Consider the following 22989-nt stretch of genomic DNA (forward strand, 5'->3'; position numbering starts at 1 on the left):
ACTCAGTTTATTTAAAGCCGTAGTTCACACCGACAAATACATTCGAACCGGCCGTCGCATAATTTCTTGCCAGTTCATAGTCTTTGTTCAAAGCATTGTTCCAGCGTGCCAGCACGGTGGTATTTTTTGCCAGTTCATACGTCGCATACAGGTTCAACAAATTATACGAACTCAATTTTCTCAAGTTGGCAGCATCATCGTAGCGGTCGCCAGAGTAGATGGTTTCCACGCCAACTTTTGCATTCGCAAACGCGTATTCAGCAGCCAACGTACCATGCTGTTTGGAACGGCGTGCCAGACGTTTGTTTGCCGTGTCGTCTCTCGGGTCCTGGATGTCGATGGAGGCACGCAGTGTCAGGTCAGCAAAACGGGTTGTACCACCAACTGTCAAGCCAGACAAAGTCGCCTTGTTAACATTATGCGCACAGCCAAAAGAATAATTAGGCGTGTTTGGGCAATAAGCTTTACCTTGTGGATCGTTACCAGAAACATAGACCAACAAGTCCGTTGCCTTGTTCTGATAATACACAGCGCTCAACTGCGTATCACCCTGTTCAAAATACACACCGATTTCTGCGTTTTTTGCTTTTTCTGGTTTGTTGCTGGCAACGCCATAACCAGGGTAATACAGTTCATTGAAAGTTGGTGCGCGGAAGCTGGTGCCATAGCTGGCATTGACGCGCAGCGCATCAGTGAAACGATAACCGTAAGCGACGCTGCCCGTGGTATTGGAACCATATTGCGAGCTGCGGTCGTTGCGGATGCTGGCGCTGGCCAGATGCGCATCTTGCTTGAACACATAAGATGCGGCAAAAGAATTCGTCGTGCGTTTCGCGCCGTTGATGCCCTCCGTGGCCAAGCCTGAAGAAACAGAATCAACATTTTCCTCACGCGTTTCAGCGATCAGTTGCAATACGTCTTTACCGATACGGATATCGTTCTGGAAGCTGACACTGTTCTGACGTGTATCGATCTGGCTGGTGCCAAAGCCTGTGCTGAAACCCTTGTCAGCCGTTTCTGCATATTGCAGCGATGCAGACCAGTCATCAGTGAACTTGCCACGGCCAAAGATGGCGATGGTTTCCAGCGTGCCAATATTGTGGTCATCTTTTGCTGCACCGGAATCATACTGTGCGTCATTGCGGCTGCGCAAAACACTGGCACCCAGTTCATAACCCTTGCTGATTTCCCATACCAGGCGGCCATTGAAACTATCCATCTTGTAGCCATCTTTGTCAGCGTTATAACTGGAACCGACTCCGGGTTTGGTGGCAGAGAAACCATCACTCTCTTCATGCCCCGCGTTCAGGCTGAGGCTGAGATTACTGGCAACAGAACCGAAAAAACCTGCCTGTAATTTGCGTGTGCCATAGCTGCCCAAACCAGCCGATACGGTAGGTGTGATAACGCCCGTGCCCTTTTTAGTAAATATCTGTATCACACCGCCCATGGCATCCGCGCCATACAGGCTGGACAGAGGGCCGTACACGACTTCGATACGGTCGATCTGTGACAGCGGGATGGAAGACCAGGTAGCGCCACCAGTCGTGGACGAACCGATGCGTACGCCATCAATCAACACCACGTTTTGTGCGTTATTACCGCCACGCATGAAAACGGAAGCTGTCGTACCAGGACCACCATTGCGGGTAATTTCTATGCCGCGCTGTTGCTGCAACAGGTCAACGATGGAAGCCGCGCCGGATTTGGCGATGTCTTCCGCAGTGATGACGACATTGTCAGCCAGCACATCTTTGGCGGCTTGCGCCTGACGGCCAGCGGTAATGACCACGCTGGAAGCAGCGCCAACTGCAGCAGTTTGTGCAAAGACGGTAGAAGACGGGAATGCAGCGGCCAAGGCCAGGCTGAGGGCGAGCGGTTTGAATACAGATGTCATGATTTTCAGAAAAAATAAAACATGCAGCCGACGTCCCCGCAGGCTGCAATGGAAAAAGCAATAGGAATATCGGTATCGTCAGCGCCTGTGGCCTGATTAAGAACCTGTTTCCGATCTTACTGCGCGTGCGTGATCGAGGCTCATGCGCTGCTCAAAATGCTCATGTACTAGAAGTACATTCCGCTTTTTGCGCTGCGCTTTTGTTACCCTTACCCCGCTGACGCTCGCTCGCTACAGATCGTAAACATGTTCTCAGAAGCGGACGCAGCGTTCTGCGTCAGGTGCTCACGAAATTTCCCCGTCCGTATTACTTCACTTATTCTGGCCGGTATCCGGGCTGACAAGTATCACCATCTGACCTTCCCATGCACATAGCACAGTGGTATTGGAAAATGGCTGGCTACAAATCTGAATTTTAAGAAACAAGCATTCAGTTTTTTTGCAGCAACTTGTACACCGTTGCGGGGGCAGCATACGTTTGCCTAGCGTAGCTAAGCGTCGTGTTTCCCGTTTAACCGCAGATATGAACATATCCGCGAGCACCAAAACCCCGCCATTCTATAGACAGACGGGGGTAGCCGCAAGTTCAGGGGGTTTAAAAACTGAGGTAGATCAGTATATTAACTTATTGAAAACAAAGCAGATTTGACTTGCCAACATTGTCCGGCCACCCGATTTCAGGCCAGATGCGCAGTTTTGGATATCCAGGCAACAACAAGTTGCGCATGCAATTCAGACATTTCCGATAACAGCATGCCAACGTTGTAACTGTCACCGCTGAGAATGGCATGCCTGACCGTGCCCTTGCAACTAACCTTATAGATCTCGGCTTCTTGCACAATACCGGGGATTTCTATCATCATCGGATAATTGCGCTGGGGAATCAGGCTTTCAGGCGACTGCAAAAGCACACCCTCTGCCGATATATTGATCACCCGGGTGAAGATCAATCTGCCATCCGGCATTTTGATACCAGAGCGCCAGGTGACGGTGACACGGGGTGATTTTCTGAGTTCTATCATGCGATGGCTATGCCTGGTGCGCTGATGGCTTTACTGTCGGTCTTGCGTAAATACTATCTGTATTATTTGTCAAACACCAGTATTTCTGTAAATTCACCAAAGCTAAGGCTGAGGTTTTGTGTACAAACCAGTTGCGCCAGTTCATCTGCGGCCATGCCATCCTGCCAGACCAGCAGCATGCGCATGATGCCGGCATGCGCCACCACCAGCGCTTCCGGCAATTGCATCTGACGCAGATCAGCCAGCCAGGCAATCACCCGCTGCGCCACATCCTGCGCCGATTCACCGGCACCGGGGCGATAGGTCGCCGGGGCTGCTGCCCATGCATCAATCTCGGTGCGTGGGATGGCATCCCAGGCGCATAGTTCCCATGCACCAAAATGCATTTCCATCAGGCGCGGGTCGAGTTGTGGCTGCGCATGCAAGGCTTGCGCCAGCAAGGCACAGCGTTGCAAGGGGCTGGAAAATACTGGTATGCCGACGGCCAATTTCTGGCGTATCTTCGCTGCGAGTATCTGGCAATCGGCAGCCCGCACCGGCACATCGGCCTGCCCATAGCACAGACCATCGGCAATCTGTGGTTTGGTATGCCGCAGCAAATGCAGTCGCATGTCAGTGCACCTGAAAAGCCAGCAAACCCAGATAGATGCCGACTTCTGCCACCTGCTGCGTGGCACCCAGGCAATCACCGGTAAAGCCATTGATACGGCGCTGGAACATGCGCGCCATGCGCCAGGTCAGCAAAACGATCAAAACAAGTGAGGTCAGTAATGAGGCGGGCTGGAATGGAAAGTAGACCAGCAACCAGGCCGCAGGCAAGCATACGGTCAGGCAGGCAATCAGGAATTCACCAGAACGCATTTCCTGCGCCAGTGGCTTGGCCTTGCCTTCATGCCGTGCATAGTGCATGCGCCAGATCAGGCTGCATGATGCCAGGCGCGACATGGGGTGGGCCAGCAACAAGGCCGGCACGGTCATCTGCGCAGGCAGGCTGATCAGCAATGCCAGCTTCAACGCCAGCATCAGCAGGATACCAATGGCACCATAGGCACCCACGCGTGAATCCTTCATGATGTCCAGCACGCGCTCTGGCGTCATACCACCACCAAAACCATCGCAGACATCGGCAAAACCATCTTCATGGAAGGCACCAGTCAGCAAGATACCGGCAATCGTGGACAACACAACCGCCACCGCATGCGGCCATAACTCGGCCGCGCCAGCGTACACGCCAGCACAAACCACGCCGACTACCCAGCCAGTTGCCGGAAAATAACGCGAAGACTGACGCAGCCAGTCCGCCTCAAAGCCCACCCACGCAGGAATGGGAATGCGGGTAAAAAACTGCAGAGCTATGAAGAATAAGCGTAGTTGATGCAAGCCAGCTCCTGCAATAAAGATTTGATGAGAACTTAATCGCTGCTTTTTTCGCTTACTTGAGCCGAAGCAAAAGTCGCCATCTGGTTCAGGAAATTCACTGCAGCCTGCAACATCGGGTACACCAGTGCTGCACCTGTACCCTCACCCAGACGCAAATCCAGTTGCAGCACGGGCTTGACCTTTAATGCCTGCAACATGCGTGCATGGCCGCTTTCATCTGACTGATGCGAGAACACGCAATAATCAAGTATGGCCGGCTGCATTCTGGCAGCCACCAGCAAGGCACTGGTCACGATGAAACCATCGATCAGCAAGACCATGCGGCGCTCTGCCGCCGCCAGCATGGCACCGACCATAGTGGCAATTTCAAAACCACCGAAGGTAGCCAATACATCTTCCGCCTGGGTCACGCCAGCATGCATGGCAACCGCTGCTTCAATCACAGCCTGCTTGTGCCGTATGCCTTCGCTCGACAGCCCTGTACCTGCACCGACACAATCGACTACCGGGATGCCAGTCAGCTTGTGCATGAGCGCTGCTGCTGCCGTCGTATTGCCTATGCCCATCTCGCCAAAACCCAGCACATTGCCCGATAAACCAGCTACCAGTTCACCACCATTTTGCAGGGCAGCCTGGCATTGCGCTGCTGTCATTGCAGGCTCTGTGGCAAAGTTGCGCGTGCTTGCTGCCACTTTCATGCTCAACAGCTTTTCACGCGGACCAAAATCATGATTCACGCCCGCATCCACTACGTGCAGGGCAATGCCATTCTGCCGGGCAAAGACATTGATCGCTGCACCATCTGCCAGGAAATTTTCTACCATCTGCCAAGTCACATCCTGGGGGAAGGCAGAAATGCCTTCCGCCACCACACCATGATCACCGGCAAATACGATGATGGCGGGGTCACGCAATTGCGGCTGGCTGCTTTGCTGTATCAGGCCGATTTGCGCGGCCAGTTGCTCCAGGCGACCAAGGCTGCCCAGGGGTTTGGTCTTGTTATTGATGGCTGCAGCCAGTTCAGCTTCCAGCGCAGGATGGGCAGTGCCAATAATGTTGGTATTTGTCATGGGGCGTATTAATAGTAAAAGCGGTCCATCAAAATGACTACCCAGGTTGCCAACGCAATCAAAAAGGTCAGCAACACAGCAGCACTGCCAAAGTCCTTGGCATTTTTAGACAGGGTATGACGTTCCAGCGAGACGCGGTCAACGACTGCCTCAATCGCTGAATTGATTAGTTCCACCACCAGGATCAACACCAGCACGGCAATCATCATCAGTTTTTCAAACGCCGACACCGGTAAGACCAGGGCGATGATGACGCCGATGATGACCAATACCAGTTCCTGACGGAAAGCATGTTCGTTTTTCCAGGCGGAACGAAAACCGTCTATGGAATAAAAGAAAGCCGAAAAAATCCGGCGCAGGCCACTTTTGCTTTTGAATTCACTGACAGCTTGTTCTTTTTCAGACATTTCTCTTCCTTAAACCTTATTCGCGGCATGGCAAATCCACGCTATACCGCCCTAGCTTTGCTCAGGTGCCGAATTTTACAGGACTATGTGTGGCGGAGAAGAAGATTTACTTGACGCAAATTAAATTATTGCCAGCAAATCCCTATGCACGTTGACATTTTGCCGACGAAGCAGTGACGTTCATTTCACATTATGGTATAAGGTATATATTGCAGCGCACCAACCATAATATGAAAAACGACTCTACCAGCTCAGATAAAACCTCGATTCAGGTCATAGAGCGCATGGTATCCCTGCTGGATGCCCTGTCGCGCTACCAGGACCCGGTCAGTCTGAAGGAGTTGGCGATAGTAACAGGCTTGCATCCTTCGACTGCGCACCGCATCCTCAATGACATGGTCATTACCCGCTTTGTTGACCGTGCCGACACGGGCTATTACCGCCTGGGCATGCGCTTGCTGGAATTGGGTAATATCGTCAAGAGCCGCCTGAACGTGCGCGAAGCCGCGCTGGAATTCATGCGCGCCCTGCACCGCCAGACCAACCAGACCATCAACCTGTCGGTACGTCAGGGGGATGAAATCGTGTATATAGACCGGGCATTTTCCGAACGTTCTGGCATGCAGGTGGTGCGTGCCATTGGTGGGCGTGCGCCACTGCACCTGACATCCACCGGTAAATTATTCCTGTCACTGGATGAACCCAAGGCCATTCGCGCCTATGCCACGCGCACCGGCCTGGCGGGTCACAATAAAAATTCGATTACCGATCTGAACAAGCTGGAAAAAGAACTGGCCGCCGTCCGTGAAACCGGCTACGCCAGGGATAATGAAGAACTGGAACTGGGTGTGCGCTGCATGGCCGCCGGCATCCATGATGACAGCGGCAAGATGATCGCCGGCCTGTCCATTTCCGCCCCTGCTGATCGCCTGCAGGAAGAATGGCTGAGTAACCTGATCGATACCGCCAAGCAGATTTCACTGACCCTCGGTTATACCGAGGCCAGGTAAGCTAAAGGTAAGCATACAGCCAGCATCAGGCTTTGGCTACGATGCTGGCCTCAATGATATTTGACTGCCCTGGATGGGTTCAGCCATTGCCTGGTCTTAACCCGTATATTCAATAAAATCAAAGCCATTCTGTATCACGCCGATAACCTTGAGCTTGTTCTCCTGCCCTTCGGTAAAACTGGCCAGCGTACCGGCAAAACTGATTTTATTGCTGCTTAATTCACCTTTCCAGTAGTCGTAACCTGCCTGGTCGGGTAATCGCCCCAAGATATTCTTGTACAAGGTCGTCAGGAAGGTATCGACCGAGGGGTTGGTACCGTACAGGGTCTGGAATTCTTTCGATTGCATAAAACCTGCCGCCACCGTCGTCAGACTGGAACCCTTGTCCATATCCTTGATCCAGTAACCCAGCCCCGCCAGATCTGGCGTGCGGCCAAAAGCCGCCTGGTAGATACGGTAGGCCTGACCAGCTATACCATCAATATCGAGCGCTACTGACAGATCTGAAAATTTCAATCGCTCCATATTGCTGAGTGTATCCACGCCTTGTGAATTCGGCTTGGATACATTGAAGCCACTATTGTTGCCAGCAACCGTGTAGGTTGATCTCAAACCCGTGTATTGGGCAGTATCCAACCCTGCCCCGCCATCGATCACATCATCACCGCCACCACCACGGATAAGATTGCTGGCAGCATTGCCGGTCAGCTTGTCACTGAAGGCGGTACCGATGATATTTTCTATCGTTGCATCAAAGGCGATGGATAAATTATTGATGGCCGCATCGCCACTGGCAATACGCCCCACAGAATTCAAAGAGCCCGGTGTCAGATTGATGGTCGCAGCCGCGGTTGCCCTGGATACGTCTACGGTATCAATACCGCCAGTGTCGTTGATGATTTTGAGCGTGCGGCCATCGACATCGCTATAGACATAGGTATCATCGCCGGTGTGATAGGCCCTGCTTCCGTACAGATACTTCAACGCCAGCATATCGTAGGTCCCGAAAAACTCGCCTTGCTGGTTTTGCGCAATCGCGTTGTAGGACATGATGGAAATCCAGCTACTGTCTTCAGACGTCGCCAGATAATTACCCGCTTCGGTACTGGGTGGCTCGCCCGCATTGTAGTTCCCAGGATGATTGAGGCCTATAGCATGCCCTATTTCGTGTATCAGTATCTTGTAGGCCTCACTGCCTCTTTCATAGCTCACATTCATGTAAGTCGTTGACATGAACAGATCGCCACTGCCGGCAGAAAATGCCGTGCCATCTGCCGTCGGTACGGGAAGCTTGGCATAACCGGCACTTTTATCCTGGATATTATTTGCCAGTCGTATGCCGGATTGAATATCGGTATCAGCCACTTCCTTGAAGCTCACATTCAAGACCTGGGCTATGTCCGCAAAGATCGCCCTGGCAGCGGCCATCTGTTCCACGGTAAAGGCTTTGAAACCGTTTTTATCTGAATCGGAAGCTGTCGAGGTCGGAGACTTGATAAAGCTATAGCTGATTTCGACCGGCGTACCTAAAACCTTGCCCGCATTCCAGCGGTAATTGACGTCGTCAAGCAGCACATCTATTCTGTAGTCACCCGAAAACGGTTTGGCAATGATTGTTTTATCCGGCATGATCCAACTCCTTCACATAAGAAATACTGCTCGAAAACTACTGGAAAAATTGAAGCGAGGCAACAACCTAAAACAGCAAAGAGAGCAAGCGAGTGAGATGAAAAAGTCAGATGAAAAAGTCAGATGAAATAGTGTACGCTAAAGCACAGTATGACTTGTCGTGAATTCGCTACAAACCGGCGAGCAATCGTTAAAGAGTGATGCGGAATAAGCGCTGCTCACGAGTTGATTGATGCTCAGGAAATATTGCATCCTTCGACAAAAACGAATCCAGATTCGAAGCAGGACGAATCGCAAAACGGGCATAAAAAAAACCGGCACATGCTGTCTGTACCGGTTTTTTTATGTGACGTTCAATTATTTATAAGCACCGCAACCCACAAAATAATCATCCACTTTTTCAAAGTAACTGGACTTGGTTTCCAGGGCCTTGGTGACCGGGTTTGGCCATTGGTAATCTATCCAGCCATCGTTTTTTGTTTTGAGTGCCGTGATCATGTCCCGGATGATGGACTTGCCTTCCACCTTCAAGTCCAGCAGATTCTTGCCTATCATTTTGGGATTGGCACCGTGCGACAAATTCACCCCGTTCATGTCATAAACAAACAGGTATAAATCGCGATCATGAAAATCCTTATTGGCTGCATCGTTAAAATCTGTAAAGGCTTTTTCACGGCCGTTTTTCTTGATGTAGGCAATGCCCTTTTTCACCATGGCCTGAGCCTGCGGGGTGGACCCGCGGTCTTCCCGCGCTGATGCTGGCGCCGACATAACGAAACCCATCACTGCGATAGAAATCAGCTTGTTTATCCATTTCATGACATATCTCCTTAGTGTTTGGTCTGGATTAACGACTCCAGCACAGGGTTGTTCTTGCCTTCAGAAACCAATATTTCATGGTGAGCTGCGCTTAGTCCAGCATTAACCACTGTGCAACGCAGCATTTGTGGCGGGATAGCCCATGCAACGTCACATGCACAGCGAGATTTTTATTTGACCGTCAGTTGATTGATGACTCCCTGCACATCATCCAGGCCACGTACCAGTTTTTCCAGTTCACTGGCTTGCCCGGCGGTACGGACACAGCCCTTGAGCCAGACAAAGCGGCGCTGGCCTTCAACCCAGATACTGGTTTCAGCAAAACGGCCATCCGCTTCTATGGCACGCTTGACCCTGGGAATGATTTCCGGGTCGTACAGATAGGAATTTGGCAGGCGGCATTGCCCTGACTGATAGCAACTGGTGCCACGCTCTATACGACCATGCGCTTCTGCTCTGGCCTGTGCCTCTGTCAACATGGGGCCGTCCGGAACCGGGCATTCACTGATGGCCTGGGTCACCTTGAGAAAAGGGTCATTGAAATAATTGGTCCTGACCTCATCACCAAGCGCGCAAACGGGCAGTGAAATGAACGTTGCAAAAACAAGCAGCCATCGACCTTGCAATGAAAACATACCTGAATTTCCTGGATATCAACGTCAGCTAGATTACCATCTTAAGCAATTTAACCGTCTTTGTGAGGCGTAAAAAAGCCAGTACCTTAGCACTGGCTTTGAGGAATGCATTGAAGCAAGAAATTACATTCATATTTTCGCGCCAAAGCGGTCAAATCGTGGCGAATAATACTGGTCGCCGTTCAGCGAATACATCAGTCGTTTGACTTGCCCGGTAATCAGTTCACGCTTGACCAGGCCGATGTAGCGGGAATCGCGGCTATTGTCGCGGTTGTCACCCAGCATCATATATTCACCTTCCGGCACTTTGACCGGATCAAAACTACGCAGGGCTTCACGTTCAGGCATGACGATCATGTCGTGCTGCAGGCTGCCCAGGCGTTCGCGGTACACCAGTTGCTGGCCGCCGTATTCACGCTTTGGCGTCAGGTGGTCGTCACTGCGTGGCTGCAAAGGCTCATAGCTGGCAGCTTTGCCATTGATATACAGTTTTTCATCACGCATCTCGACCACGTCGCCAGGTACGGCAATCAGGCGTTTGACCAGGCGTACCCCATCTTCAGGCGAAGAGAAAGTCACCACATCACCGCGCTGCGGATCAGCCATATGCTTGAGGATGACATCCGTAAACGGTAACTTGACGTCATAAGCCAGACGGTCACAGATGACTCGATCGCCTTCCAGCAGGGTCGGATACATGGAACTGGACGGGACGGTGTAGTAATCAGCCAGGGCACTACGCACAAAGACCATGCCCAGCATGAGCACGATGAAACCTTTATTGTCGGCAATCAATTTTTTAAGCTGCACGGTTATCTCCTATACATAAAAATCAAACTTGCCTGAGATAGACAAAAAAATACCCCGAAAGTTCGGGGTATTTTTAGCGGTAATGCAAAAGACTATTTCAAATGCAGATTATTTCGCATTCATCAGTGCAACCGTGGTGTCCAGCATGCGGTTAGAGAAACCCCATTCATTGTCGTACCAGCTCGATACCTTGACCAGACGGCCAGACACTTTTGTCAGTGTTTCATCATAGGTACTGGAGGCAGGATTGTGGTTGAAGTCAACCGACACCAGTGGTGCAGTGTTGTAATCCAGGATACCTTTCAGGGCACCTTCAGAGGCTGTTTTCAAGACCTGGTTGATTTCTGCCACTGTGGTGTCACGTGCTGCAACGAAAGTCAGGTCAACCACGGATACATTGATGGTTGGTACGCGCATGGCGTAACCATCCAGTTTGCCATTCAGTTCTGGTAATACCAGGCCAACGGCAGCAGCAGCGCCAGTTTTGGTCGGGATCATGCTCATGGTGGCAGAACGGGCACGACGCAAGTCTTCATGCATCACGTCGGTCAGCACCTGGTCATTGGTGTAGGCGTGGATAGTCGTCATCAAACCGTTGACGATACCGATAGCATCATTCAAAGGCTTGGCCAAAGGTGCCAGGCAGTTGGTGGTGCAGGATGCATTGGAAATCACTGTGTCAGTGGCTTTCAATACGCCATGGTTGACGCCGTAGACGATGGTTGCATCCACATCCTTGCCACCGGGTGCAGAGATGATGACTTTTTTCGCGCCGCCAGCCAAGTGGGCAGAGGCTTTTTCTTTGGTCGTGAAGAAGCCTGTGCATTCCAGCACGACGTCAACATTCAAATCACCCCAAGGGATATTGGCTGGATTGCGTTCTGCAAATACCTTGATCTTGTCACCATTGACGATCATGGTGTCGCCTTCGACCGTGACTGTGCCTGGGAACTTGCCGTGGGCTGTGTCATAACGGGTCAGGTGGGCATTGGATTCTGCATTGCCGAGGTCATTGATCGCAACGATCTGGATCTCGTTCTTGAACTTGCCACCTTCATAGTGAGCGCGAAGGATGTTGCGGCCGATACGGCCATAGCCGTTGATTGCGACGCGAATCGTCATGGTTTTATCTCCAAAGGACTAAACAACAATAAATACAAATTAAAAAAACCTAAGACCTCTCAACACAGAGGCACGGAGACACAGAGAAAGGCAGAAGAACTTCAAAAGCTATTTAGCTTATACAATTCATCATTCATCAGTTTTTCTCTTGTTTTTCCTCTGTGTCTCCGTGCCTCTGTGGTGAGCTTTTTGGTCTTCAAAATACGTCTAATGCAAAGACAAAGGAGTACGCATGGCGTTTACCGATGCCATCAGCACCGACAAATCGCGCCAGCCGTAGCCTGCTTCCATCAAATCCATGCCATCCCAGCTGAATGCCTGTTCGATCAACAGGACGCCGCCCAGTTCCTCGTAGAAATTGCGGGCGATGGCGTTGTCGGATATAGCCCACACCAGCAAACTTTCCGTACCTTGCGCCTGCAAGGTACGTGCTACTTTCTGTACCATGCGACGCCCTATGCCGGCACGCTGCCAGGCGGGCCGCAGATAAATCGCGGTCAGTTCAGACTGCATGCCCAGCTTGGGTTCTGGCAGCATCATACCGGATGCAAAGCCGATGAGTTGGCCTTCGCTTTCGGCAACATACACACAGATACGGTCAGCGGCTTCAGACATCGCCTGCAAAATCTGACGCCATTGCAAGATACTGTCTTCCACGCGCATGGCATCCAGAAAACTGTCGGGTATCATGCCGCGATAAGTCGCCTTCCAGCTTTCTACCCGCACGGCAGCAATCGCCTCTGCGTCATCTACAGTAGCACGACGCAGGCTAACCTCTTTGATGCTGCTCACAGTGCCGTCAACTAAATCAGTCATCTTACTTAAGCCAGCGTTGCTTTCACCTTGGCAACCACGTTGTCCACGGTAAAACCAAAATACTTGAACAGGACACTAGCCGGTGCCGATTCACCAAAGGTGTCGATACCAACCACGGCGCCTTCCAGGCCCACATACTTGTACCAGAAGTCAGTCACACCGGCTTCGATGGCAATACGCGGCAAACCCTTGCCCAATACCGCTGCTTTATACGCTGTATCCTGACGATCAAATACGTCAGTACAAGGTATGGATACCACGCGTACCGGGATACCTTGCTGTGCCAGTTCTGCTGCAGATTTGACGGCCAGTTCAATTTCAGAACCGGTCGCAATCAATACTGCTTTTGCATCAGCCACGTCTTGCAAGACATAGCCGCCGCGCTGGATATCCGCGATCTGCTGGGCGCTGCGCTCTTGATACGGCAGGTTCTGGCGCGAGAAAATCAGGGTAGACGGACCATCATTGCGTTTTACTGCATGGGCCCAGGCCGCTGCAGATTCCACGGTATCGCATGGACGCCAGTTATCCAGATTAGGGATCAGGCGCATGCTGGACACGTGCTCGACAGATTGATGCGTCGGGCCATCTTCACCCAGACCGATAGAGTCATGCGTGAACACAAACAGGGTACGGATTTTCATCAGCGCAGCCATGCGGATGGCATTGCGGCTGTAATCAGAGAAAGTCAGGAAAGTCGCGCCAAACGGGATATAACCGCCATGCAGGGCAATACCATTCATCATCGCGCTCATGCCGAATTCACGCACGCCGTAGTTGATATGGTTACCGGCCTGGTTGCCACGGACGGCGACGCATTCTTTCCAGTTAGTCAGGTTGGAACCGGTCAAGTCAGCAGAACCACCAAGGAATTCTGGCAGCGATGGCGCAAATGCCTGGATCGCATTCTGGCTGGCCTTGCGGGTAGCAATGTTTTCTTTTTTCTCTACGCAAGCGGCAATCGCATTCGCCACCACTTCATCGAAGTTGACTGGCAAGTCGCCATTCATGCGGCGTGTCAGTTCAGCCGCTTTTTGCGGGAACTGGGTCGTGTAGGCAGCAAATTGTGCATTCCATTCAGCTTCAGCTTTAGCGCCATCCACTTTTGCATCCCAGGCAGCATAGACATCGGCCGGCACTTCAAATGGCGGATATTCCCAACCGATGTTGGCGCGTACAGCAGCAATTTCTTTATCGCCCAGCGCAGCACCGTGCACATTGTGCGTGCCTTCCATGTTCGGCGAACCTTTGCCAATCACGGTCTTGCAGCAGATCAGGGTAGGCTTGTCAGATTTTTTAGCGGCAGTGATGGCATTGAACACGGCTTCAGCATTGTGGCCATCAATCGCCGGGATGACATTCCAGCCATAGGCTTCAAAGCGTTTTGGCGTGTTGTCAGTGAACCAGCCTTCGACGTGACCGTCGATGGAGATGCCATTGTCATCCCAGAAAGCGATCAGTTTATTCAGTTGCAGCGTGCCAGCCAGCGAACAGGCTTCATGCGAAATACCTTCCATCAGGCAGCCATCGCCCATGAAGGCGTAGGTGTAATGGTCAACCACTCTCAGGCCGTCCTGATTAAACTCGGCGGCCAGCAATTTTTCAGCCAGCGCCATGCCGACGGCATTGGTAATACCCTGCCCCAGCGGGCCAGTGGTGGTTTCCACGCCTGGTGTCACGTGCACTTCAGGGTGACCGGCAGTTTTGGAATGCAATTGACGGAAATTCTTGATCTCTTCCATGGGCAGGTCATAGCCTGTCAGATGCAGCAGCGAATAATGCAACATCGAACCGTGGCCATTCGACAACACAAAGCGATCACGGTTAATCCATTTTGGATTGGTTGGATTATGGCGATAATGACCTTTCCATAAAGCAACAGCGATATCGGCCATGCCCATAGGCGCGCCCGGGTGACCGGAATTGGCTTTTTGTACGGCATCCATGGACAAGGCACGAATTGCATTGGCCATCTTGGTGAGTGTTGCTGGCTGAAGAGATGAAATCATGGTGTCAGAAGGTAGTCTTTAGAAAACTGGTCAGTGTAGCGTTTGGGGGACAACAAACGTTCCCCACGAAAACCCGATATTTTACCAGAGCATGAGGTCCATACTACAATTGCGACTCTTTGGAAGTACAAACAGACGCAAACAATAGCCAAACAGGGCTATTTTCTGTCATCAAACACTTTGCTTTACCAGTAAAACGTACACATGCCATCAAAAAATCACCGCTTCACGCAAGAAGATTTAATTGAACAATTTCCCCGCGAGACTTTTATACGTGGAATTAGTTATGCAACAGATAAAAAAGTTAAAGGCTGGAGTTTTGAGAATGATTTTATAGAATCAGAAGTTCAAGGGAGCGGGCGGAATATTTACACCCAGGAAATTGAGCTTATCTTTGATACCAATGGGGTACTGGAAGAAGTCATCGGCAGCTGCAGTTGCCCGGTCGAATACAATTGCAAACATATTGTTGCAGTTTTGCTAAATATTTTAGACCATCAGCAAAAAAACGCTCCGTCTGGCAAACCTGCCATCGAAGCTCCCCTTAGCTTTACGGAACAAAAATGGCTGCATGAACTGGAATTTGCGCAACATGCCAGACATTTCAATGACTATGCGGATTCCGGCAAACCAGAAAAGCCGGATGACGGTTTTTTGATATTCACCCTGTCAACCCTGGCAAATAGCAAGGAAGTCCGCCTCATACCCGGCAAGGCAAAACTCAACGCCAAAGGGGAACTTAAATACAGCAAGTTGTCCCAGGCTGTGCGCGACGTGATGCGCACCAGTCATTTCATCAAAGGTGATGACTACGAATTACTGGCCCTGTTCAATATGAGCACCATGAATTCCTATTATTACTCTTACTACAATCCAAGAGAAAAAATGGGCGCGGTCTTGCTGGAACGCATAGCCAAGGCAGGCAAGCTGTATTGGTTAAGTACCGAGAACAAGCAAAGCACCATCAAAAAACTGGAATTTCGTGAGCAGCAACATGCCCATCTGGCATGGCAGGAAGAGCAAGGCCATTTGCGCCTGCGCTGGCAACTGTCAAAGCAAGAGGACGATTTGCCAGAGGCATATTACCTGCTGCCTACCGACCCGCCGTGGATAGTGACGCCCCGGAGCTGCGGCAAACTGCACACGGCAACAAGCGGCAATCTGGATTTGCCAGCACTGATCAAATTGGCCGAAGAAGCACCGGCAATTGCCAGCACGCGCCAGAAAACCCGCATTGCAATGGCGCATAAATTACTCGAATTGGGCCTGCAAAACACCATCCCCCTGCCTGCTGAACTACAAAGAATCCAGCGCGACGACATCAAAATGCGTCCCTCTCTGGTGATGGGCAGCCAGGAACGCAGTGCTACAGAAACGATAGACTTTGCCCTGCTCCAGTATTCCTACGACAACACCTTCGTTCCCTTTGACATGCAAGGTGACAGCATCATGCGACGCAATGGTGACCATGTGGAAAGCATCACCAGGGACAAGCAGGCCGAACAGGCTGCCTTGCAAACCTTGCGGGACCTGGGGTTTTCGGTATTGGATATCAGTGGGCATAACGCCGGTGACGTGTTTGTGCTTGGGGACCAAAACGCCTGGTTGAAGTTTACCACTCAGCAATTACCGCTACTTGATGCGCAAGGCTGGGATTTGCGTCTGATGGATAACTACCGCTATGACCTGGAAGAGGTAGAAGACTGGTATGCCGAAGTTGCAGAAGAAAACCAGCAATCCACCTGGTTTGACCTGGAGTTGGGCATCGTCGTCAACCAGACAAAAATTTCGCTGCTACCCTTGCTGGTTGGCCTGATACGCCAGGCCCCGCAAGATTTTAGTGTGCAACAACTGAACCAGCGTGCCGACGATGAACAGGTATTATTGAGCCTGCCTGACAACAGCCGCGTGGCCCTGCCCTATGCACGCATCAAACCTATCTTGCTGGTCCTTGGCGAACTGTACTTCAATGAATATCAGGGTGGCGCAATACGCTTGCCCATGCTGGATGCGGCACGCCTGGCAGAATTATCCGCCACCACGCAGTTGCGCTGGATAGGCGGTGAACGCCAGCAAGCCTTTGGACAGCGTCTTGCCGAATTTGGCGGCATCCATAGCATCACTCCACCGGCCGGCCTGCGTGCCACCTTGCGTGAATACCAAAAAGAAGGTCTGGCATGGATGCAGTTTTTGCGTGAATACCAACTGGCCGGCATACTCGCTGATGATATGGGGCTGGGCAAGACCATACAAACCCTGGCGCATATACTGATAGAAAAAGAAGCGGGCCGCCTGAGCCAGCCTGCGCTGGTGGTTGCCCCCACCAGCCTGATGGATAACTGGGCCAGCGAAGCACAACGCTTTGCACCGGATTTGCGGGTGCTGGTCTTGCAAGGCAAAGACCGCAGCAAGTTGTTTGAACAAATCCCTAACGTGGATCTGGTGTTGACCACCTATGCCCTGCTGCCGCGCGATGAAGAAAGCTTGCGCGCACATCGCTATCATTTACTGATACTCGACGAAGCCCAGTACATCAAGAATGCCCAGGCCAAGGCTAGCCAGACTGCCAGCCTGCTGCAGGCCAATCATCGCTTGTGCCTGACTGGCACGCCCTTGCAAAATCACCTGGGTGAATTATGGTCCCAATTCAATTTTCTGATGCCTGGATTATTGGGAGATGCCAAAGCCTTTACCAGGGATTTTCGCAATCCCATAGAAAAGCTCGGTGACAGCCAACGCCATGCCTTGCTGACACGCCGCATCAAACCCTTCTTGCTGCGCCGTACCAAGGACAAGGTTGCCACGGAATTGCCTGCCAAAACCGAGATCGTGCGGCACATAGAACTCAGCGGTGCGCAACGTGACCTGTACGAAACCGTGCGTGTGGCCATGGATAAAAAAGTGCGTGATGAGATCGCAAAAAAAGGGGTGGCGCGCAGTCAGATTATTATTCTGGACGCATTACTGAAGTTGCGTCAGGTTTGTTGTGATCCGCGTCTGGTAAAAATCACCGGTGTTAACACTGGCAAGGGTAAAACCCCGGTGTCTGCCAAACTCACAGAACTGATAGAGATGGTGGAAGAATTGCTTTCTGAAGGTCGCAAGATACTGGTATTTTCACAGTTCACCAGCATGCTGGAATTGATAGCCGAAGCCCTGCAAGAAAAAAAATTGTCCTACGTTATGTTGACCGGCGACACTGAACACCGTGGCGAAGTGGTGCGCCGCTTCCAGGAGGGTGATATTCCCTTGTTCCTGATCAGCCTAAAAGCCGGCGGCGTGGGCCTGAACCTGACAGCGGCCGACACCGTCATCCACTATGACCCGTGGTGGAACCCGGCCGCAGAAAACCAGGCTACCGACCGCGCCTGGCGTATAGGGCAAGACAAGCCTGTGTTTGTCTACCGCCTGATCGCCAAGGGTACGCTGGAAGAAAAAATCCAGGAAATGCAACTCAAAAAATCTGAGCTGGCACGCGCCATACTGGATCAGGGCGAAGTCGGCAGTGTACAACTGACGGCAGAAGATTTGCAGGGCATTTTTGAACCCTTGAATTAAGAAGGATTTATGGAAGGCTTACACCTGACCGCAGACTGTTTTGACTGTGAAGCAGCGCCAGAATATTTCGTCAGCCCGGAAAGCCTGCGCCTATGCCTGAGCAACATCACCGTCGCCGCCGGCCTGACCATAGTCGGAGAAAAATTTCACCCCTTCACGCATGAAGACGGCAGCCCGGCTGGTGTCACCGGTGCCTTGCTGCTGGCAGAATCGCATGTCGCCATCCATACCTGGCCAGAACGCAATGCCATCACGCTGGATGTGTATGTCTGTAACTTCAACCATGACAATGGCAGCAAGGCCAGGCAGATCGTCGATGCCCTGATTGCCCTATTCAAGCCGCGCACGGTATCACGGCAAGAGCTGCAACGCGGCGAGCCTGGCACGGGCCTGGCATGGGAAGCCCTGAGCAACAACAGCTTTGCCGCCACCCGTATCAATCAGGTAGTGGCGCGGCACACCAGCGCCATGCAAGACATAGAGATTGCCGAGACCACTGATTTTGGCAAAGTCATGCGCATAGACGGTGCCATGATGACTTCGGAAAAAGATGAATTTTTTTATCATGAATGCCTGGTACATCCTGCCGCCATAGCCCACCCCGAACCACGTACCGCCCTGATCATAGGCGGTGGTGATGGCGGTTCATGCGAAGAATTGCTCAAGCACCCCAGCATCACCAGCGTTACCCTGTGTGAAATTGATGCCGACGTGGTCGCCATGGCACGCCAGCACCTGGGCAAGATACATCGCGGCACGCTGGATGATTCAAAAATACAACACCGTTATGAAGATGGCTTTGCCTATATAGGCTCATCCACTGATTGCTACGACCTGATTTTGCTGGACCTGACCGACCCCGTCAGCCCGACCGGCAATTCACTGGCAGCGACCTGCATGACGCCAGCCTTTTTCCAGGCCTGCGCCCGGCGGCTGACGGCGCAAGGCATGCTGGTTCTGCATCTGGGCAGCCCGTTTTATCATCCTGAACGATTCAGCGCCACACTGGCAAAACTGCGTACGGCCTTTGCCCAGATCCATCCTTACACGGTGTTTATTCCCCTGTATGGTGCCCTGTGGGGTATGGCCATTGCCAGCAAAGAACTCAATCCGCAGGCGATTCTTGCGTCAACGGTAAATCAGCGCATCAAACACCGTGGCTTGCCATTACTAAAGTATTACAATGCTGATGTGCATCAGGCATTATTTGCATTACCCAATTATGTGAAAGACCTGATGCCGGCCACCTGAACCAGGAGAAACCGTGAGTGCCGGAAAAGACAGACAACATGGCAAACGCAGGGCAAGCCGCAGCCTGCCGCTAATGCTAGTGACCAGTGCTGCACTGACTGCCTGTAGCAGCAGTGATAGCGACAGCAACCAGGAACTGACCGCCATACGCGACCAGTACAAGAGCCTGGAAGATTGCCGCAAGGATTGGGGCGATGGCCCCGCCTGCGAATCGGTCGCCACCAGCAACCTGAATACGAATGCGAATCTGAACAGCAGCGACACAACAGGTACCAACACGGGCAATGGCTATACCGGCTCGTCTTACGCTGGCACCGGCGGGCATTACAACGGCTACACCATGCATTACTTTGGCCCGCATTACAGCCCGGGTAGCCGCGAAACCGTGCAAAGAAGCTTTGGCTTTCAGGGTGGCAGCAGTGACCATGCCGTCAGCCGCAGCACCAGCACCAGTCGTGGCAGCGTCAGCCGCGGCGGTTTTGGTGGCACGTCCCACGGCTCTTCCGGGGGCGGTTAATGATACGCAGCTCACTCACACCGCGCGCCGGCTGGCAGCAGCAATTTGAATCCCTGGGCTTTAGCTATCACTCCATCGACGGCCTGTATTGGGATGAACGTTATGCCTACTGCTTTACCGCAGAGCAAATCGATATACTGGAACAGGCCAGCCTGGATTTGCACCAGATGTCGCTGCAAGCGGTAGACCACGTCATCAAAAATGGCATGCAGGAAAAATTTGCCATCCCCAGTGCATTCTGGTCGCAAGTGGAAGACAGCTGGCGCGCCAAAGAATTTTCGCTATATGGCCGCTTTGACCTCAGTTGGGACGGCAACGGCGCGCCCAAGATGCTGGAATACAATGCCGATACCCCGACCGGCCTGGTGGAATCCAGCGTCGCCCAGTGGTACTGGCTGCAAGATGTACATCCGGATGCCGACCAGTTCAACTCCCTGCATGAAAAACTGATAGAACAATGGAAAAAATTCCCCAACAAGGGCATGCTGCATTTCGCCTGCGCAGGGGGTAATGAAGAAGACGAAGGCAATCTTTCTTACTTGCGCGACACCGCGATACAGGCTGGCTTTGCCACCAAACAATGCGCCATAGAAAGCCTGGGCTGGGATGAAGAAGAAGGCGTGTTCGTCGATGATGCCGACAGCCAGATAGACAACCTGTTCAAGCTCTACCCCTGGGAATGGCTGTGCCGTGAAGACTTCGCCAGCCATTTGCTGAAGCGCCCTATGCGCATCATTGAACCGGCATGGAAGATGGTATTGTCCAACAAGGCCATACTGCCGATATTGTGGGAACTGTTTCCCAACCACCCCAACCTGCTGCCTGCCTCTTTTGATGCCTGGCGCATCAGTGGCAACCACGTAAAAAAACCCCTGTATTCACGCGAGGGCGAAAACATTTTCATCTATGCCAATGGTGAAGTGTTGCATACTGGCGGTGATTATGGTGCCGAGGGTTATATCTACCAGGCCTATGCACCCCAGCCCAGGTTTGATGACGGCGTCACACCGGCATATACCTCGATAGGTGCCTGGATAGTCGGTGATGAACCCGCCGGCATAGGCATACGCGAAGATGAAACCCTGATCACCAAGAACACCAGTCGTTTCATTCCCCATTATTTTGTAGAATAGGATGCCCCATGAGTGAACAATTAGTGACACACGGGCTGATCGCCTTCTTCAGCCATATCGCCGCAGCCTTTGTCTTGCTGGCGGTATTTGTGGTGATCTATATCCGCATTACCCCGTATCGCGAAATTGCGCTGATACGCGCTGGCAATGTGGCAGCGGCGGCCAGTCTGTCGGGTGCCGTGCTGGGGTATTGCACGGCGCTGGCGTCAGCCATTGCCAACAGCGTCAGCCTGGTGGACATGTGTTTCTGGGGCGTGGTGGCACTGGTCATACAGTTACTGGCATTCGGCATCGCCCGCCTGCTGATACCGGGTATCGTGTCTGACATACCGGATAATAAAATTGCCTCTGGCGTTTTCCTGGGTGCATTGAGTCTGGGATTGGGGATGCTAAACGCCGCCTGCATGACATATTAGAACCTGTTTACGATCTTACTGCGCGGGCGTGATCGGGGCTCATGCGCTGCTCAAAATGCTCATGTACTTAGAGTACATTCCGCTTTCTGCGCGGCTCTTCACCCCGCTGACGCTCGCTCGCTACAGATCGTAAACAGGTTCTTAGAATAAGTTTTAGATTAATCGAGAAAGCAATGCCACGTTTTTATTGTCCGCTGCCCTTGAACATAGGTGCCAGCATCACCCTGCCGGATGAAGTCGCGCATCATGTGTTTGTGCTGCGCCAGAATGTCGGTGACAACATCCATATTTTCAATGGTGAAGGTGGATGCTATGTCGCCACCCTGACCGAAGTTGGCAAGAAGAATGTGACTGCCGATGTCAAAGTGTTTTTGCCGGAAGAATGCGAGCTGCCGTATTCACTGAACCTGGTACAGGCCCTGCCGGAAGCATCAAAAATGGACTGGATCATAGAAAAAGCCATGGAGCTGGGCGTCAGCGCCATACAGCCTTTGGCGGCGCAGCGCTGCGTCGTCAAACTGTCAGCAGAACGCGCCGAGAAAAAACAGGCGCACTGGCAAGCGATCATCGTTGCGGCTGCCGAACAATGTGGCCGCAATCGCCTCGCCCATCTGGCACCGGTAATGAACTACGCCCAGTGGCTAGGCCAGCAAGACATGCACCAAAGGATACTGCTGACACCACGCGCCGACCAGTCACTGGCCGACTGGTCGCGGCATCACCCGGCACAGGCCGTCAGCCTGATGGTGGGGCCAGAAGGTGGTTATACCGATGAAGAAGAAAACCTCGCCATCAAACATGGTGTGCTGGCCCTGTCCATGGGGCCACGCATCTTGCGTACCGAAACAGCAGGCCTGGCCGCCATTGCCATGTTGAATGCCGCCTGGGGCGGAATGTAATTCAGACATTGCAATTGCAGTAAAATAATGTCAAATTTCATATAAAGTTCACAATTACTGTGCGCCAGACAACATACACTCGCCGTTATACATAGTCGTACACATCAACTTCATCTGAAAGGATAATCATGGGACTTCTTGATAGTGCATTAGGCATGCTGGGTGGCATGAACCAGGGCAATAACGGCAGTACCGACTCCAAATCCATGCTGATCCAGGCAGCAATTGGCATGCTGAGCAATAATCAGTCTGGCGGCGGCTTGCAGTCACTGATCAATACCTTCCATCAGGCTGGCCTCGCCGACATCGTGCAATCCTGGGTAGGTACAGGACAGAACCTGCCGATTTCTGCCGCACAGATACAGCAAGCCCTGGGCGGCGGACAATTGCAACAACTGGCCGATGCCGCAGGCATTTCCCACGAAGGCGCAGCCAGTCATCTGGCCGAATTTTTACCCGGCATCATCGATCACCTGACACCGCACGGCCAGGTACCAGAGGCCGGCAACATCAACCCGGCGGATGTACTGCAACAGTTTTCATCACTGTTTGGGAAATAGTAACAACTATTTCACATGCATAATAAGCG

The 22989-nt window shown here is 52.2% G+C and carries 21 protein-coding genes and 1 riboswitch; of the genes, 8 read left to right on the plus strand and 13 right to left on the minus strand.

The window, feature by feature from the left end:
* Positions 1-7 precede the first annotated feature (7 nt).
* The 6 genes from ACO0LM_RS18045 to ACO0LM_RS18070 form a co-directional block, all read right to left on the minus strand.
* A complete protein-coding gene (locus tag ACO0LM_RS18045) occupies positions 8-1897 on the minus strand; it encodes a TonB-dependent receptor domain-containing protein (protein ID WP_423038628.1) in 1890 nt (629 codons plus the stop codon).
* Positions 1898-2203: 306 nt separating this feature from the next.
* A riboswitch (cobalamin riboswitch) is annotated at positions 2204-2459 on the minus strand.
* Between the two features lie 115 nt (positions 2460-2574).
* Positions 2575-2919, minus strand: a complete 345-nt coding sequence (locus tag ACO0LM_RS18050; protein ID WP_423038629.1) for a PilZ domain-containing protein — start codon at positions 2917-2919, stop codon at positions 2575-2577.
* A gap of 62 nt (positions 2920-2981) precedes the next feature.
* Positions 2982-3530 carry a histidine phosphatase family protein gene (locus tag ACO0LM_RS18055; RefSeq protein WP_423038630.1) on the minus strand — a complete coding sequence of 183 codons (549 nt, stop codon included), beginning with the start codon at positions 3528-3530 and terminating at the stop codon, positions 2982-2984.
* 1 nt (position 3531) lies between these two features.
* Positions 3532-4299 (minus strand): adenosylcobinamide-GDP ribazoletransferase, encoded by a 768-nt coding sequence (locus ACO0LM_RS18060; RefSeq protein ID WP_423038631.1) that lies wholly within the window; start codon positions 4297-4299, stop codon positions 3532-3534.
* Positions 4300-4331: 32 nt separating this feature from the next.
* Positions 4332-5369: a nicotinate-nucleotide--dimethylbenzimidazole phosphoribosyltransferase gene (gene cobT / locus ACO0LM_RS18065; RefSeq protein WP_423038632.1), complete on the minus strand. Its 1038-nt coding sequence runs from the start codon at positions 5367-5369 to the stop codon at positions 4332-4334.
* 8 nt (positions 5370-5377) lie between these two features.
* Positions 5378-5776 carry a diacylglycerol kinase gene (locus tag ACO0LM_RS18070; protein ID WP_423038633.1) on the minus strand — a complete coding sequence of 133 codons (399 nt, stop codon included), beginning with the start codon at positions 5774-5776 and terminating at the stop codon, positions 5378-5380.
* A gap of 230 nt (positions 5777-6006) precedes the next feature.
* Here ACO0LM_RS18070 and ACO0LM_RS18075 point away from each other — a divergent pair, with 230 nt between their 5' ends.
* Positions 6007-6786, plus strand: coding sequence for an IclR family transcriptional regulator (locus ACO0LM_RS18075; RefSeq protein ID WP_423038634.1), 780 nt, complete (start codon positions 6007-6009; stop codon positions 6784-6786).
* A 96-nt stretch (positions 6787-6882) separates the two neighbouring features.
* Here the strand turns inward: ACO0LM_RS18075 and ACO0LM_RS18080 are convergent, their stop codons facing one another.
* The 7 genes from ACO0LM_RS18080 to tkt all read right to left on the minus strand — a co-directional run bounded on the left by ACO0LM_RS18080 (position 6883) and on the right by tkt (position 14626).
* Positions 6883-8415, minus strand: coding sequence for a DUF4214 domain-containing protein (locus ACO0LM_RS18080; RefSeq protein WP_423038635.1), 1533 nt, complete (start codon positions 8413-8415; stop codon positions 6883-6885).
* Positions 8416-8772: 357 nt separating this feature from the next.
* On the minus strand, positions 8773-9234 hold the full coding sequence (locus ACO0LM_RS18085; RefSeq protein WP_423038636.1) for a cache domain-containing protein: 462 nt from the start codon (positions 9232-9234) through the stop codon (positions 8773-8775).
* 170 nt (positions 9235-9404) lie between these two features.
* Positions 9405-9869: a BON domain-containing protein gene (locus ACO0LM_RS18090; RefSeq protein ID WP_423038637.1), complete on the minus strand. Its 465-nt coding sequence runs from the start codon at positions 9867-9869 to the stop codon at positions 9405-9407.
* A gap of 129 nt (positions 9870-9998) precedes the next feature.
* Positions 9999-10679: a signal peptidase I gene (gene lepB / locus ACO0LM_RS18095; protein ID WP_423038639.1), complete on the minus strand. Its 681-nt coding sequence runs from the start codon at positions 10677-10679 to the stop codon at positions 9999-10001.
* Between the two features lie 108 nt (positions 10680-10787).
* Entirely contained in the window at positions 10788-11801 is a 1014-nt protein-coding gene (gene gap, locus ACO0LM_RS18100; RefSeq protein WP_423038641.1) for a type I glyceraldehyde-3-phosphate dehydrogenase, read from the minus strand.
* 207 nt (positions 11802-12008) lie between these two features.
* Positions 12009-12617 carry a GNAT family N-acetyltransferase gene (locus ACO0LM_RS18105; protein ID WP_423038643.1) on the minus strand — a complete coding sequence of 203 codons (609 nt, stop codon included), beginning with the start codon at positions 12615-12617 and terminating at the stop codon, positions 12009-12011.
* 5 nt (positions 12618-12622) lie between these two features.
* The gene (gene tkt, locus ACO0LM_RS18110) at positions 12623-14626 is read right to left on the minus strand and encodes a transketolase (RefSeq protein ID WP_423038645.1); all 2004 of its coding nucleotides are present in this window, start codon (positions 14624-14626) and stop codon (positions 12623-12625) included.
* A 204-nt stretch (positions 14627-14830) separates the two neighbouring features.
* Between tkt and ACO0LM_RS18115 the strand changes: the two genes are divergently transcribed.
* From ACO0LM_RS18115 to ACO0LM_RS18145, 7 genes are all read left to right on the plus strand, one after another.
* On the plus strand, positions 14831-18184 hold the full coding sequence (locus tag ACO0LM_RS18115) for an SNF2-related protein (RefSeq protein WP_423038647.1): 3354 nt from the start codon (positions 14831-14833) through the stop codon (positions 18182-18184).
* Positions 18185-18193: 9 nt separating this feature from the next.
* Complete coding sequence (speE, locus tag ACO0LM_RS18120; protein ID WP_423038649.1) at positions 18194-19435, plus strand: polyamine aminopropyltransferase; 1242 nt, start codon at positions 18194-18196, stop codon at positions 19433-19435.
* Positions 19436-19448: 13 nt separating this feature from the next.
* Positions 19449-19952, plus strand: a complete 504-nt coding sequence (locus ACO0LM_RS18125; RefSeq protein WP_423038651.1) for a hypothetical protein — start codon at positions 19449-19451, stop codon at positions 19950-19952.
* Entirely contained in the window at positions 19952-21085 is a 1134-nt protein-coding gene (locus tag ACO0LM_RS18130) for a glutathionylspermidine synthase family protein (RefSeq protein WP_423038653.1), read from the plus strand. The genes ACO0LM_RS18125 and ACO0LM_RS18130 overlap by 1 nt, the downstream gene beginning before the upstream one ends.
* 8 nt (positions 21086-21093) lie before the next feature.
* Positions 21094-21501: a DUF350 domain-containing protein gene (locus ACO0LM_RS18135; protein WP_423038655.1), complete on the plus strand. Its 408-nt coding sequence runs from the start codon at positions 21094-21096 to the stop codon at positions 21499-21501.
* A gap of 173 nt (positions 21502-21674) precedes the next feature.
* The gene (locus ACO0LM_RS18140) at positions 21675-22400 is read left to right on the plus strand and encodes a 16S rRNA (uracil(1498)-N(3))-methyltransferase (RefSeq protein ID WP_423038657.1); all 726 of its coding nucleotides are present in this window, start codon (positions 21675-21677) and stop codon (positions 22398-22400) included.
* 128 nt (positions 22401-22528) lie between these two features.
* Positions 22529-22960 carry a YidB family protein gene (locus tag ACO0LM_RS18145; RefSeq protein ID WP_423038659.1) on the plus strand — a complete coding sequence of 144 codons (432 nt, stop codon included), beginning with the start codon at positions 22529-22531 and terminating at the stop codon, positions 22958-22960.
* Positions 22961-22989 lie beyond the last annotated feature (29 nt).

It is taken from the genome of Undibacterium sp. Di26W (assembly GCF_049340265.1).
Taxonomy (GTDB): domain Bacteria; phylum Pseudomonadota; class Gammaproteobacteria; order Burkholderiales; family Burkholderiaceae_D; genus Undibacterium.

Excerpts from the sequence above, each read along its gene's own strand:
- ACO0LM_RS18045 (WP_423038628.1), bottom strand. The coding sequence starts at position 1,897 with ATGACATCTGTATTCAAACCGCTCGCCCTCAGCCTGGCCTTGGCCGCT.
- ACO0LM_RS18050 (WP_423038629.1), bottom strand. The coding sequence starts at position 2,919 with ATGATAGAACTCAGAAAATCACCCCGTGTCACCGTCACCTGGCGCTCT.
- ACO0LM_RS18055 (WP_423038630.1), bottom strand. The coding sequence starts at position 3,530 with ATGCGACTGCATTTGCTGCGGCATACCAAACCACAGATTGCCGATGGT.
- cobT (WP_423038632.1), bottom strand. The coding sequence starts at position 5,369 with ATGACAAATACCAACATTATTGGCACTGCCCATCCTGCGCTGGAAGCT.
- ACO0LM_RS18070 (WP_423038633.1), bottom strand. The coding sequence starts at position 5,776 with ATGTCTGAAAAAGAACAAGCTGTCAGTGAATTCAAAAGCAAAAGTGGC.
- ACO0LM_RS18075 (WP_423038634.1), top strand. The coding sequence starts at position 6,007 with ATGAAAAACGACTCTACCAGCTCAGATAAAACCTCGATTCAGGTCATA.
- ACO0LM_RS18080 (WP_423038635.1), bottom strand. The coding sequence starts at position 8,415 with ATGCCGGATAAAACAATCATTGCCAAACCGTTTTCGGGTGACTACAGA.
- ACO0LM_RS18085 (WP_423038636.1), bottom strand. The coding sequence starts at position 9,234 with ATGAAATGGATAAACAAGCTGATTTCTATCGCAGTGATGGGTTTCGTT.
- ACO0LM_RS18090 (WP_423038637.1), bottom strand. The coding sequence starts at position 9,869 with ATGTTTTCATTGCAAGGTCGATGGCTGCTTGTTTTTGCAACGTTCATT.
- gap (WP_423038641.1), bottom strand. The coding sequence starts at position 11,801 with ATGACGATTCGCGTCGCAATCAACGGCTATGGCCGTATCGGCCGCAAC.
- ACO0LM_RS18105 (WP_423038643.1), bottom strand. The coding sequence starts at position 12,617 with ATGACTGATTTAGTTGACGGCACTGTGAGCAGCATCAAAGAGGTTAGC.
- tkt (WP_423038645.1), bottom strand. The coding sequence starts at position 14,626 with ATGATTTCATCTCTTCAGCCAGCAACACTCACCAAGATGGCCAATGCA.
- ACO0LM_RS18115 (WP_423038647.1), top strand. The coding sequence starts at position 14,831 with ATGCCATCAAAAAATCACCGCTTCACGCAAGAAGATTTAATTGAACAA.
- speE (WP_423038649.1), top strand. The coding sequence starts at position 18,194 with ATGGAAGGCTTACACCTGACCGCAGACTGTTTTGACTGTGAAGCAGCG.
- ACO0LM_RS18130 (WP_423038653.1), top strand. The coding sequence starts at position 19,952 with ATGATACGCAGCTCACTCACACCGCGCGCCGGCTGGCAGCAGCAATTT.
- ACO0LM_RS18135 (WP_423038655.1), top strand. The coding sequence starts at position 21,094 with ATGAGTGAACAATTAGTGACACACGGGCTGATCGCCTTCTTCAGCCAT.
- ACO0LM_RS18140 (WP_423038657.1), top strand. The coding sequence starts at position 21,675 with ATGCCACGTTTTTATTGTCCGCTGCCCTTGAACATAGGTGCCAGCATC.
- ACO0LM_RS18145 (WP_423038659.1), top strand. The coding sequence starts at position 22,529 with ATGGGACTTCTTGATAGTGCATTAGGCATGCTGGGTGGCATGAACCAG.